Genomic DNA, 11,947 nt, shown 5'->3' with positions numbered 1-11,947 from the left:
TGGACCGCCACCCGTGAGGAGGTCAGTCCCGATGGAGGCACACACGGGCGACCGGCTGCTGACACACGGCAGGACCGTGGGGCAGCACGACAAGGTCGCAGAGATCGTCGAAGTGCTCGGGGCCGGGGGCACTCCCCCGTACCGCGTCCGCTTCGAGGACGGACACGAACACCTGATTTCACCCGGTCCCGACAGCGTCGTACAGCACACCCACGTCCGGAAGCAGGCTCCGGAGACTCCGTAGCGGCCTCCGGCGGGCGGCACTGCTCTTCGCCCCCGGGCCGCGGGCGGGCCGGCCGGGTCCCGGCGGCCCGCCCCCGACATCGCGTCCGTCCCGCTGCTGTCAGCGGGGCGGGCGCACCCGGTTGCGGTAGTGGTCGCCGACCACCCGGTCCATGGCCCCGATCCGGTCCGTGACCACGTCCTTCCCGGAGAAGTAGACGTGACCGCGCACCTGGTCGTACCCGGCGGCGAGGTCGAGGTGCCGGGAGAGTTCGGCAGGGTCCTGCCAGGCGACGGGCTGGGCGGGGTCGCCCGCCTTGTAGAGCGCCTCCCCCACGAAGAGGTCGACGCCCGTGCCGCGCACGGCCTCGTTCCACCAGGACAGCAGCTTGGCGTAGTCGGCGGCGGCGAAGCCGATGTTCCAGTAGATCTGCGGGCAGATGTAGTCGATCCAGCCCTTCCTGACCCAGCCGCGGGTGTCGGCGTACAGGTCGTCGTAGGTCTGCACCCCCGCCTTGGTGTCGGAGCCGAGCGGGTCGGTGGCGGCGTTGCGCCACACCCCGAACGGGCTGACCCCGAACTGGACGTTCTTCTTGATCTTCTTGATCCGCTCGGCGGTCTCGCGCACCAGCTTGTCGGTGTTGTCGCGCCGCCAGGCCGCCTTGTCCGGGAAGCCCGCGCCGTACTTGGCGTACGTGGCGTCGTCGTCGAAGACCTGTCCGGCCACCGGGTACGGGTAGAAGTAGTCGTCCCAGTGCACGGCGTCGATGTCGTAGCGGCGGACCGCGTCGAGCATCGCGTCCTGGACGAAGCGGCGGACCTCGGGGATCCCGGGGTTGTAGTAGAGCTTCCCGCCGTACGGCAGGATCCAGTCGGGATGCAGTCTGGCCGGGTGGGTGGCGGACAGCCGGGACGGGTCGGTGTGGTTGGCGACCCGGTACGGATTGAACCAGGCGTGCAGTTCCAGGCCGCGGCGGTGCGCCTCGGTGACCGCGGTGCCCAGCGGATCCCAGCCGGGGTCCTTGCCCTGGACGCCGGTGAGGTACTGGGCCCACGGCTCGTAGGGCGAGGGCCACAGCGCGTCGGCGGTCGGCCGGACCTGGAGGATGACGGTGTTCAGCCGCCGTGCCACGGCCTCGTCGAGATACGCGATCAGCTCGGCGCGCTGCGCGGCCGGTGTCAGGCCGGGCTTCGAGGGCCAGTCGAGATTGGCGACGGTGGCCACCCACATGCCGCGCAGCTCGCGCCGTGCGACATGGTGGGCGCCCGTACCGGCCGGAGCCCCGGTCCGCTCGGCGTCGGCCCGCCGGAGCGGGACCGCGGCTGCCTCACCCGCCGCGGTGACGCCGCTCACCACTCCCGCGGCCACCCCGGCCGCACCCGCCACAAAGCCTCTTCGGCCCAATCGCCGCATTTCGCTGCACCTGCCGTCTCTCTGTTCGCATCCGTCACCCGGGTATCAGGGCGTAACGCAGAGCATGCCCGCCCCGGCCCGCGATGACCCCTGGGGCGCGGAGTAACGTCGGGGGGTCGGGGCGGGCACCGGAATCAGACGGGAACCTGCGACACGCAGAACAGCGAAAGGCACGAGGTGACGGACTCTATGGCCGACATTGCACGCGTCGGAGTGGTGGGCTGTGGCCAGATGGGCGCGGGTATCGCGGAGGTGTGCGCGCGCAGCGGTCTCGAGGTCATGGTGGCCGAGACCACCGGAGAGGCGTTGGAGATCGGCCGCACCCGGCTGCACAACTCCCTCTCGAAGGCCGCCGAGCGCGGCAAGATCACTGCCGAGGAGCGCGACGAGACACTCGCCCGGCTGAGCTTCACCACGGATCTGGGCGAGTTCGCCGACCGCGATCTCGTCATCGAGGCCGTCGTGGAGAACGAGCAGGTCAAGACCGAGATCTTCCAGGTGCTCGACCAGGTGGTGACCCGGCAGGACGCGATCCTCGCCTCGAACACCTCCTCCATCCCGCTGGTGAAGCTGGCCGTGGCGACCTCCCGCCCGGACCAGGTCATCGGCATCCACTTCTTCAACCCGGCCCCGGTGCAGAAGCTCGTCGAGCTGATCCCCGCGCTGACGACGTCCGACGAGACGGTGAAGCGCTCCGAGGCCCTGGTCCAGGACGTGCTCGGCAAGCACCCGATCCGCGCCCAGGACCGCTCGGGCTTCGTCGTCAACGCGCTGCTGATCCCGTATCTGCTCTCCGCGATCCGGATGTTCGAGTCGGGGATCGCCAGCCGCGAGGACATCGACAACGGCATGGAGCTCGGCTGCGCCCACCCCATGGGCCCGCTCAAGCTCTCCGACCTGATCGGTCTCGACACGGTGGCCTCGGTCGCCGACTCGATGTACGCGGAGTTCAAGGAGCCGCTGTACGCCGCTCCCCCGCTGCTCCAGCGCATGGTGGACGCGGGCAGGCTCGGCCGGAAGACCGGCTCGGGCTTCTACCCGTACTCCTGATCCGTCCTTCGTGCCCGTACGGGGCCGGTCCGGGCGATCCCCGGTCCGGCCCCGTTCGCGGTCCGCGGTGGATCAGCCCAGCCGTAAGTGATGGAGCATCATCAGCCCGGCCGCCATGCCCGCGGCCGGGACCTCGCCGCGGGCGATCATGTCGGGGACCAGCTCGAGCGGTATCCACTCGCGGCGCGAGGACTCGAAGGCGTCGCTGGGCGGGCCGGTCCAGCAGGCCTCCTCGGACCAGTAGAGGTGGTGCCGGGCGTCGGTGAGGCCGTTCGACGGCTCCACGGTCAGCAGCGGGCGCAGCGGCCCGGGGCGCCAGCCGGTCTCCTCCTCCATCTCCCGGGCGGCGGCGGCCGCGATGTCCTCGCCGTCCTCGACGACGCCCGCGGCGAGCTCCCAGCCCCAGCTGTCCGTGATGAACCGGTGCCGCCGGAGCAGGAGCACCTCATTGGCCTCGTTGACGGCGGTGGCCGCCGCGACGGGGCGGAGCCGGATCAGGTAGTGGTCGAGACGGCCGCCACCAGGGATGACCACATCCGCCAGATTGACCCGGAACCAGCGATTCTCATACACGGTTTGTTCGCTCAGGTTCACCCATTGCACGTTTCTGCCACCTTTCGACAAGTAGGTGGCAACATCGCAGCAGGAGCAGCGCCGGAACGGAACGTACCGGTCCTCATGGCTGGGAGCGGGACGTCCGCCGGGCGCGCGGCGGGTACGCGCTCACAGCGGTACGCGCAGCGCCCCCTCGATCAGTTCGGCCGACCGCCCCGCGTCGGCGCAGCCGCTCGCGACCAGATCCTCGCGCACGGCACGCAGCCGGTCGCGCAGCCGCCGCGACTCCATGCCCCTGGCACGCTCCGCCATCTCCGCGGCCGTGGACGCCGCCCGGTCCGCCTCGCCCTGGCGCAGCTCGACATGGGTCAGCATCGCCAGCCGGTGCACCCGGCCCCGGTCGTGCGCCGGGATCCGCACGGCCTTCGCCGCGTGTTCCCTGGCCCCCGGCAGATCACCGATGCCGAGCAGCGCCTCGGCCACCTGCACGTCGACCAGGCCCGGCTGGACGTACCCCGTCTCGTCCGGTTCACGGCCCGGTCTGATCCGCTCGGCCTCCGACTCGGCGCGCCGGATGCACTCCCGGGCGCCGCTCGCGTCGCCGAGACAGGCATAGGCCTTGGCCTGCATCGCGTACAGGTCGGCGGCGAGCGCGGGACTGATGTGGTCCCCGGCGCCCCGCAGCGCCGCCTGGGCGAAGGCCACGGACTGCCGGTAGTCGGCGAGGTGGAGCGACTGGTTGACCAGCAGGGCGACCACATAGCCGCCGAACCCCTTGTCCCCGCTGGACTTGGCCAGCCGCAGCGCCTGGTGGAAGTAGCGCTGGGCGAGCCCGTGCGCGTCGGAGTCGTAGGCGCAGATCCCCGCGACCGCCACCAGACCCCCCGCCGCCCGGTGCAGCCTGCGGCCCATCGCGTCGGTGCAGCCGCCGCGCAGCAGCGGGGCGGTCTCGGCGTTGAGGAAGCCGACGACGCGGGACCGGGTCGCGATTCCGCCTGCCCGGCGGTACATCAGTTCGTAGTGGGCACGGGCCGCGCGCAGCGTCACTATGTCGGCCATGGAGACCCGGTTCGGCCCGCCGCGCGAGACATCGGCGTCCTCCGGCGGGTTCTCCCACTCCCAGACCGGCATCACCGCCGAGGTACCGGTGACGGCGGCCGGGGCGAGGCCGTGCGGGCGCTGCGCCTCGTCGGAGCGCCACAGCGCGGTGGCCCGGTCGACGAAGCCGGTGAGCGAGGAGGCGGGTGTGGCCGCGCCGGTTCCCGGGGTCGCCATACCGATGTCGTCCAGCGAAACGGGCCTGGTCAGCCGGTTGCCGAGCACCTCGCAGATCAGGTCGGGCACCTGGCCGCGCGGGCGCTGCCCCTTCAGCCAGCGGGCCACCGCCGTGTGTTCGTACCGCAGGCGCAACCCCCGGGAGCGGCCGGCCCGGTTGATGTGCGCGGCGAGACCCGCCCGGGAGACGCCCGCCTCCTCGATCAGGGCAGCCAGCAGAATGTTGGGCTCCGTAGCCCCCATGTGCCCCTCCGGTGGTTCGGCACGCCGAGGCGTGTCGCACCAGTGGAGCACGATTCACACGGGGTGTGAACGCAATGCCCGAACCGTCCCGCTGCGCACCCTGTTGCGCCGGTGCGCGGATCGGTTGAATCAGTCGTCTCGCGAGAGGCGGACGGGTCGTCTGCTCCCCCTCGTACAGCCGACGACCCGCACCCGCACCGTCCGCTCTGCCGACCTGCCCGACACGCCGCGGCAGCGCGGACGGTGCCGGACCGCACGACCCACTGCCCACGGATCGGAGGGTGGCTGCGGGGTCGGCCCGGAGCCGGGTTCCCCCGGGCCGCGCCGGGGCCCGGGTGCGGTCCTCGCCACTCGGCGAGCATGCGGGAGGGGCGCACCCGGTCACCGGATGCGCCCCTCCTCGCCATGTCGGCGCCGGACGCTACGCGCCCCGCAGCACCGCGCCCGTCCGCTCGGCGGCCAGGGCCACTGCCGCGTCGCGCGCGGCCGTCGCCTCGTCGACGGTCAGTGTGCGGTCCGCCGCGCGGAAGCGCAGCGCGTACGCCAGCGACTTGCGGCCCGCACCGATCTGCTCACCGGTGAAGACGTCGAACAGCCGCACCGATTCGAGCAGTTCGCCCGCGCCCTCGCGCAGCGCCTGCTCCACGTCGGCGGCCGGGACGTTCTCCGCGACGATCAGCGCGACATCCTGGGTCGCCACCGGGAAGGCGGAGATCCGGGGTGCCTGGAGCGCGCCGTCGACGGCCTGCTCCAGGACGTCGAGCTCGACCTCTGCGGCGCAGGTCCGCTCGGGCAGGTGGAGCGCCTTGACGACCCGCGGGTGGAGTTCGCCCGCGTGCCCGAAGAGCGTCTCCTCGCCGTTCACGGTGATGTACAGCGCGGCGCAGCGGCCCGGGTGCCACGGGGCGTGCTGGTCGGCGCGGACGGTCACCTCGACGCCGGCCTCCCGGGCGATGCTCCGCGCGGCCTCGACGGCGTCCGCCCAGGTCGCCGGAGTGCCCTTGCCCCACCAGCCGGCCTGCTCGCGGGCGCCCGCGAGGACGACCGCGGCGTGGCGCGGCTGACGCGGCAGCGAGGCGTCGAGCCCGGCGATCTCCTCGTCGGTGGGACGGCGGTCAACGGGCAGCCGGACGGCCTTGGTCTCGGTGCCGGTCGGCCTGAAGACCAGACCGGTCTCGAAGAGCGCGAGGTCGTGGCTGCCGCGGCCGTCGTTGCGCCGCAGTGCGCCGAGCAGGCCCGGCAGCAGCGTGGTGCGCAGCGCCGGCTCCTCGTCGGAGAGCGGGTTGACGAGCTTGACGGTGCGGCGGCGGGCGTCGTCGGAGTCGAGCCCGAGCTGGTCGAGGACGGCGTCGCCGATGAACGGGTAGTTCAGCGCCTCGACGTAGCCGGCCCCGGCGAGCGCCCGGCCGACCCTGCGGTACAGCCGCTGGCGCTCGGTGAGGCCGCGACCGGACGGCGGGGTCGGGAGGGTGGACGGAAGGTTCTCGTAACCCTCCAGGCGGATGACCTCTTCTGCGAGGTCGTTCGGCTCGCCGAGGTCGGGGCGCCAGGACGGCACGGTGACGATCAGCTCGTCCTGCCCGTAGACGTCGCAGCCGACCTCCTGGAGGCGGCGTACGACGGTCTCGCGGCCGTATGCGACACCGGCCACCCGGTCGGGGTGATCGGCGGGCATCGCGATGGTGCGCGGCACGGCCGGGACGCTGACCTCGGTGACGCCGGCCTCGGCGGTGCCGCCGGCGAGCAGCACCAGGAGGTCCACGGTGCGCTGCGCGGCGGCTGCCGCGGCCTGCGGGTCGGCGCCGCGCTCGAAGCGCTTGGACGCCTCGGAGGACAGCTTGTGGCGGCGCGCGGTCCGGGCAATCGAGATCGCGTCGAAGTGCGCGGCCTCGACGACGACCTCGGTGGTGCGGTGCTCGCCGTCCTGGACGTCCGCGATCTCGGTGTCGGCACCACCCATAACGCCCGCGAGACCGATCGGCCCTCGGTTGTCCGTGATGACCAGGTCCTCGGCGTCCAGGACACGGACCGTGCCGTCGAGGGTGGTGAGCTTCTCGCCCTGCTGGGCGCGGCGCACGCCGATCGGCCCGTCGATCCGGGTGCGGTCGTAGGCGTGCAGCGGCTGGCCGAGCTCCAGCATCACGTAGTTGGTGATGTCGACGGTGAGCGAGATCGGGCGCATCCCGGCCTTCTGCAGCCGTCGCTGCATCCAGATCGGGGAGCGGGCCTCGGGGTCCAGGCCGACGACGGTGCGCGCGGTGAAGCGGTCGCAGCCGGTCGGGTCGGCGATCTTGACCGGGTAGCCGTACGCGTTCGGCGCGGGCACGTCCAGGAGCGCCGGGTCGCGCAGCGGCAGCCCGTACGCGATGGCGGTCTCGCGGGCGACGCCGCGCAGGGAGAGGCAGTAGCCGCGGTCGGGCGTGACGGCGATGTCGAGGACCTCGTCGACGAGCTGGAGCAGCTCGATCGCGTCGGTGCCGGCCTCGTGCTCCGGCGGCAGCACGATGATGCCGTGCGTGCCGTCGTCGCCCATGCCGAGCTCGTCGGTGGAGCAGATCATGCCGTGCGAGGTCTTGCCGTACGTCTTGCGTGCGGCGATCGCGAAGTCGCCGGGCAGCACGGCGCCCGGGAGGACCACGACGACCTTGTCGCCGACGGCGAAGTTGCGGGCGCCGCAGACGATCTCCTGCGGCTCGCCGGTGCCGTTGGCGTCGCCGACGTCGACCGTGCAGAAGCGGATGGGCTTCTTGAAGCCCTCCAGTTCCTCGATGGTCAGTACCTGTCCGACGACCAGCGGGCCCTTGAGGCCGGCGCCGATCTGCTCGACGGTCTCGACCTCCAGACCCACGGCGACGAGCTTGGCCTGTACGTCACGGCCGGTCTCCGTCGCCGGCAGGTCGACGTACTCCCGCAGCCAGGAAAGCGGGACGCGCATCAGATCTCCATCCCGAACGGCCGGGTGAACCGGACGTCACCCTCGACCATGTCTCGCATGTCTTCGACGTTGTGGCGGAACATCAGCATCCGTTCGATGCCGAACCCGAAGGCGAATCCGCTGTATTTCTGGGGGTCGACACCGCAGGCGATGAGCACCTTGGGGTTGACCATGCCGCAGCCGCCGAGCTCGATCCAGCCCTCGCTGCCGCAGGTGCGGCAGGGGCGGTCCGGGTTGCCGACGGACGCGCCGCGGCAGACGTAGCAGACCATGTCCATCTCGGCGGACGGCTCGGTGAACGGGAAGAAGTTCGGCCGCAGCCGGGTCTTCATGTCCGGCCCGAAGAGTGCCTGGACCATGTGGTCGAGGGTGCCCTTGAGGTCGGCCATGGTGAGGCCCTCGTCGACGGCCAGCAGCTCGATCTGGTGGAAGACCGGGGTGTGCGTCGCGTCGAGCTCGTCGGTGCGGTAGACGCGGCCGGGGCAGACGACGTAGACGGGCGGCTCCCGGTCGAGCAGGGAGCGGGCCTGGACCGGCGAGGTGTGGGTACGCAGCACGACACCGGACTCGTCGTTCCTTGCGCCGTCGGCGCCCTGGACGAAGAAGGTGTCCTGCATCTGCCGGGCCGGGTGGTCGGGCACGAAGTTCAGGGCGTCGAAGTTGAACCACTCCGCCTCGACCTCGGGGCCCTCGGCGACCTCGTAGCCCATGGCCACGAAGACGTCCGCGACACGCTCCATGATGGTCGTCAGCGGGTGGCGGGCACCGGCCGGAGTGCGGTCGTAGGGCAGCGTGACGTCCACTGCCTCCTCGACCAGCACGCGGGCGTCCCGCTCGGCCTCCAGCTCCGCCTGGCGGGCGGCGAGGGCCTTGGAGACGGCGCCGCGGGCCTGGCCCACGCGCTTGCCGGCCTCGGCCTTGGCCTGCGGCGGCAGTGCGCCGATCTCGCGGTTGGCGAGCGACAGCGGCGAGGTGCCCCCGGTGTGCGCGGTCTTCGCCTGGGCGAGCGCGTCGAGGTCACCGGCGGCGGCGAAGGCGGCGAACGCCTCGTCCCGCATGCGCTCGATCTCTTCCGGTTTCAGTGCCTCGACCTCGACTGGGTCGTACGACTTGTTCGGTGCCGACATCTCTTCCCGTGCTTCCGATTGGCTGATACTGCGCTTACCGGGGGGATGCCCCGGACCCCCATGGCCCCGATCGACGACTGGAGGACGCAAAGGTGCCAAAGGTCGAGTCTAAGGGCCACAGGATGTGTGGGAGGCCCGTGGGCCGCTCAGACCAGGTAGGCCGGCGTGCTCACGGGCAGAATAAATCGGAATTCCGCGCCGCCGCCGGGGCCGCGGCCGACCGTGATCGTGCCGCCGTGCGCCTCGACGATGCCCTTGACGATGTAGAGGCCCAGGCCGGTGCCACCGCGCTTGCTCCCCCGCCAGAAGCGGGTGAAGACACGGCCCATCGACTCCTCGGGGATGCCGGGGCCTTCGTCGCTCACGGTGACGGCCGTTCCCTTCTCGTCGCTCTTCGCGGGTGCGGGTGCGACGTCAATGGTGACGGTTCCCTCGCCGTGGCGCACCGCGTTTTCCAGCAGGTTGCCGAGCACCTGGTCGACCTTGTCCGGGTCGGCCCAGACCGCGGGCAGCGGCTGGCAGGTGCGGACGAGGAAGCGGTCGGGGTTCTGGCCGGTCGCGGTGAGGGCCTGGACGTGGCGTTCGACGGCGAGGGAGAGGTCCACCGGCTGGCGCCGCAGCTCCAGGCGCCCGGAGTCGATCCGGGAGATGTCGAGCAGCTCGGCGATGAGCCGGGTGACGCGGCCCGCGTCGGCGTCGACCGTCTCCAGCATCAGGCGCTTCTGGTCGTCGGTGAACCGCTCCCATTTGGCGAGGAGGGTCGCGGTGAAGCCCTTGACGGAGGTGAGTGGGGAGCGCAGCTCATGGGCGACCGTCGCGATCAGCTCGGCATGGCTGCGCTCGTTGCGGCGGCGGGCCTCGGTGCCGCGCAGTGAGATCACCACCCGGCGCACCGGGCCGGTGGGGTGCTCGCGCACGTAGCGGGCGGAGACCAGGACCTCCCGGCCGCCGGGCAGCAGCAGATTGCGTTCGGGCTGGCCGACGCGGGTGGTGAGGCCGCCGTAGGGATCGGTCAGGGTCCACCAGCGACGGCCCTTGAGGTCCTCCAGCGGCAGTGCGTGCTCCAGGGAGCGGCCGAGGGCGGCGGCCCGGGGCACCGCGGTGATCCGGACGGCGGCGGAGTTGAAGCAGATGACCCGGCCGGTCTCGTCGGCGACGACCAGGCCGTCGGGCAGGTCGTCGGGATCGACACCCACGTCCACGGCTCCGAGCTCCCGGCTCCCGTCCGGTTCACCGGCCGTGCCAGGGGGTTCACAGGCGCGCACGACGGCCGCATGTGTCTCGCGCGGCCTGCTCATGCCGACAGCCATATCCCGTACCCCACCTCTCGAACCGGTGCAGTGGGCCCCCGAGTTCGCCACCCTACTAGTCGTCGGTGACGGAGCGACACCCTGCGGTGGCGCGGAGGCGCGATCACCTCGGGCGCTGGGCCCTCGCGGAGGCGTACAGGCAGACCGCGGCCGCCGTCGCGAGGTTGAGGCTCTCCGCCTTGCCGTGGATGGGCACCCGTACCACGGCGTCGGCCAGGGCCCGGGTCTCCTCCGGCAGGCCCCAGGCCTCGTTGCCGAAGACCCAGGCGGTCGGACCGCCCATGGTGCCCGCGTCGAGCTCGTCGTCGAGGTCGTCGTCGCCCGCGCCGTCGGCGGCGAGGATCCGCACGCCCGCCGCCCGCAGCCCCTGCACGGCCTGCTCGACCGGGACGCCGACGGCGACCGGCAGGTGGAAGAGCGAACCGACCGAGGCCCGCACGGACTTGGGGTTGTAGAGGTCCACCGAGGCATCGGTGAGCACGACGGCGTCGGCGCCCGCGGCGTCGGCGCAGCGCAGCACCGTACCGGCGTTCCCCGGGTCGCGCACGTGGGCGAGGACGGCGACGAGTTTCGGCCTCGCGGCGAGGATCGCGTCGAACGGTGAGTCGAGGAAGCGGCAGACGCCGATCAGCCCCTGGGGGGTGACGGTCTGCGACACATCGGCGAGCACATCGCTGTCGGCGAGGTGGACCCGGGCGCCGGCCGTGTGGGCGGCGGCGACGATGTCGGCGTACCGCTCGGCCGCCTCGACGGTGGCGAACAGCTCGATCAGTGTCGGCTCGCCGTCGCTGCCGCGGTGTTCGGCGGCCTCGCGCACGGCCTGCGGCCCCTCGGCGATGAACCTGCGCTCCTTGCCGCGGAAGTTGCGCTTGGCCAGCCGCCGGGCGGCGGTGACACGCGGCGATCGCGGGGAGATCAGTTCGGGGGTGCCCATGGTCGGCGGCGAGCCTCTCTGCGTACGGAGGTGACGGAGGTGCGGAATGTGTCGTGCAACGCACCGGACCCGCAGACGGCGAGCGCCTGCGGGTCCGGCTCAGAAGACAGGAAGTGCGACCTGGATCAGGCGGCCTTCGGGGCGTTGACGTCGCTCGGGAGGGCCTTCTGGGCAACCTCGACGAGGGCGGCGAACGCGTTGCTGTCGTTGACCGCGAGCTCGGCCAGGATCTTGCGGTCCACCTCGATGTTGGCGGCCTTCAGACCCTGGATGAGGCGGTTGTACGTCATGCCGTTCTGGCGGGCAGCGGCGTTGATGCGCTGGATCCACAGCTGACGGAAGTCGCCCTTGCGCTTCTTGCGGTCGTTGTAGTTGTAGACGAGGGAGTGGGTGACCTGCTCCTTCGCCTTGCGGTACAGGCGGGAGCGCTGGCCCCGGTAACCGCTGGCCTGCTCGAGGATTGCCCGGCGCTTCTTGTGAGCGTTTACTGCCCGCTTGACGCGTGCCACTTTTTAACTCCTTGTAGCGGGGCCGTGGTTGGACTCACACGGCCCGGAAACGAATTGGTCCCGGTCTCGAATTCGCCGCCCGCGGATTCACCGCGGGCCGCGGACTCACTTGCCGAGAAGCTTCTTGATCTTCTTGGCGTCGGACGGAGCCACTACGACCGTGCCGGTCAGCGAGCGGGTCTTCTTGGACGACTTGTGCTCAAGAAGGTGGCGCTTGCCTGCGCGCTCACGGAGCACCTTGCCGGAGCCGGTGATCTTGAAGCGCTTGCTGGCACCGCTGTGCGTCTTGTTCTTCGGCATCGCGCCGTTCTCTCCTCGTCAGTGGCGCCCCTCGCGGTGCGGGCACCGGGCAGCAGGGGCGTCAGATCTTGGT

General features: G+C 71.7%; 11 protein-coding genes. 2 read left to right on the top strand and 9 right to left on the bottom strand.

Going from position 1 to position 11,947, the window contains the following annotated elements:
- Positions 1 to 31: 31 nt before the first annotated feature.
- Positions 32 to 244 (top strand): DUF1918 domain-containing protein, encoded by a 213-nt coding sequence (locus ACWCPY_RS12350; RefSeq protein ID WP_329817829.1) that lies wholly within the window; start codon positions 32 to 34, stop codon positions 242 to 244.
- A 99-nt stretch (positions 245 to 343) separates the two neighbouring features.
- Here the strand turns inward: ACWCPY_RS12350 and ACWCPY_RS12345 are convergent, their stop codons facing one another.
- Positions 344 to 1,636, bottom strand: a complete 1,293-nt coding sequence (locus ACWCPY_RS12345) for a glycoside hydrolase family 10 protein (RefSeq protein WP_451264241.1) — start codon at positions 1,634 to 1,636, stop codon at positions 344 to 346.
- 189 nt (positions 1,637 to 1,825) lie between these two features.
- Between ACWCPY_RS12345 and ACWCPY_RS12340 the strand changes: the two genes are divergently transcribed.
- The gene (locus ACWCPY_RS12340; protein WP_072484448.1) at positions 1,826 to 2,686 is read left to right on the top strand and encodes a 3-hydroxybutyryl-CoA dehydrogenase; all 861 of its coding nucleotides are present in this window, start codon (positions 1,826 to 1,828) and stop codon (positions 2,684 to 2,686) included.
- A gap of 72 nt (positions 2,687 to 2,758) precedes the next feature.
- Here ACWCPY_RS12340 and ACWCPY_RS12335 read toward each other — a convergent pair whose 3' ends face one another.
- The 8 genes from ACWCPY_RS12335 to rpmI form a co-directional block, all read right to left on the bottom strand.
- A complete protein-coding gene (locus ACWCPY_RS12335) occupies positions 2,759 to 3,289 on the bottom strand; it encodes an NUDIX hydrolase (RefSeq protein WP_451264240.1) in 531 nt (176 codons plus the stop codon).
- Positions 3,290 to 3,409: 120 nt separating this feature from the next.
- Complete coding sequence (locus ACWCPY_RS12330) at positions 3,410 to 4,759, bottom strand: transcriptional regulator (protein WP_451264239.1); 1,350 nt, start codon at positions 4,757 to 4,759, stop codon at positions 3,410 to 3,412.
- A 421-nt stretch (positions 4,760 to 5,180) separates the two neighbouring features.
- Positions 5,181 to 7,694 (bottom strand): phenylalanine--tRNA ligase subunit beta, encoded by a 2,514-nt coding sequence (gene pheT, locus ACWCPY_RS12325; protein ID WP_451264238.1) that lies wholly within the window; start codon positions 7,692 to 7,694, stop codon positions 5,181 to 5,183.
- On the bottom strand, positions 7,694 to 8,821 hold the full coding sequence (gene pheS / locus ACWCPY_RS12320; protein ID WP_329817834.1) for a phenylalanine--tRNA ligase subunit alpha: 1,128 nt from the start codon (positions 8,819 to 8,821) through the stop codon (positions 7,694 to 7,696). Before pheS ends, pheT begins: the two co-directional genes overlap by 1 nt.
- Before the next feature lie 146 nt (positions 8,822 to 8,967).
- Positions 8,968 to 10,131, bottom strand: a complete 1,164-nt coding sequence (locus tag ACWCPY_RS12315) for an ATP-binding protein (RefSeq protein WP_451264237.1) — start codon at positions 10,129 to 10,131, stop codon at positions 8,968 to 8,970.
- Positions 10,132 to 10,234: 103 nt separating this feature from the next.
- The gene (locus tag ACWCPY_RS12310; protein ID WP_451264236.1) at positions 10,235 to 11,065 is read right to left on the bottom strand and encodes a TrmH family RNA methyltransferase; all 831 of its coding nucleotides are present in this window, start codon (positions 11,063 to 11,065) and stop codon (positions 10,235 to 10,237) included.
- Positions 11,066 to 11,190: 125 nt separating this feature from the next.
- Entirely contained in the window at positions 11,191 to 11,574 is a 384-nt protein-coding gene (gene rplT / locus ACWCPY_RS12305) for a 50S ribosomal protein L20 (RefSeq protein WP_072484442.1), read from the bottom strand.
- 105 nt (positions 11,575 to 11,679) lie between these two features.
- The gene (rpmI, locus tag ACWCPY_RS12300) at positions 11,680 to 11,874 is read right to left on the bottom strand and encodes a 50S ribosomal protein L35 (protein ID WP_072484441.1); all 195 of its coding nucleotides are present in this window, start codon (positions 11,872 to 11,874) and stop codon (positions 11,680 to 11,682) included.
- Between the last annotated feature and the right edge of the window lie 73 nt (positions 11,875 to 11,947).

Source organism: Streptomyces sp. NPDC002403 (assembly GCF_053593015.1).
Note: the sequence above shows the minus strand (reverse complement) of the source record. Positions and strands in the feature narration are given on the sequence as shown.

What these genes read in the sequence shown, in the direction of transcription:
- ACWCPY_RS12350 (WP_329817829.1), top strand. Translation starts at nt 32, where the DNA reads ATGGAGGCACACACGGGCGACCGGCTGCTGACACACGGCAGGACCGTG.
- ACWCPY_RS12345 (WP_451264241.1), bottom strand. Translation starts at nt 1,636, where the DNA reads ATGCGGCGATTGGGCCGAAGAGGCTTTGTGGCGGGTGCGGCCGGGGTG.
- ACWCPY_RS12340 (WP_072484448.1), top strand. Translation starts at nt 1,826, where the DNA reads ATGGCCGACATTGCACGCGTCGGAGTGGTGGGCTGTGGCCAGATGGGC.
- ACWCPY_RS12330 (WP_451264239.1), bottom strand. Translation starts at nt 4,759, where the DNA reads ATGGGGGCTACGGAGCCCAACATTCTGCTGGCTGCCCTGATCGAGGAG.
- pheT (WP_451264238.1), bottom strand. Translation starts at nt 7,694, where the DNA reads ATGCGCGTCCCGCTTTCCTGGCTGCGGGAGTACGTCGACCTGCCGGCG.
- pheS (WP_329817834.1), bottom strand. Translation starts at nt 8,821, where the DNA reads ATGTCGGCACCGAACAAGTCGTACGACCCAGTCGAGGTCGAGGCACTG.
- ACWCPY_RS12315 (WP_451264237.1), bottom strand. Translation starts at nt 10,131, where the DNA reads ATGGCTGTCGGCATGAGCAGGCCGCGCGAGACACATGCGGCCGTCGTG.
- ACWCPY_RS12310 (WP_451264236.1), bottom strand. Translation starts at nt 11,065, where the DNA reads ATGGGCACCCCCGAACTGATCTCCCCGCGATCGCCGCGTGTCACCGCC.
- rpmI (WP_072484441.1), bottom strand. Translation starts at nt 11,874, where the DNA reads ATGCCGAAGAACAAGACGCACAGCGGTGCCAGCAAGCGCTTCAAGATC.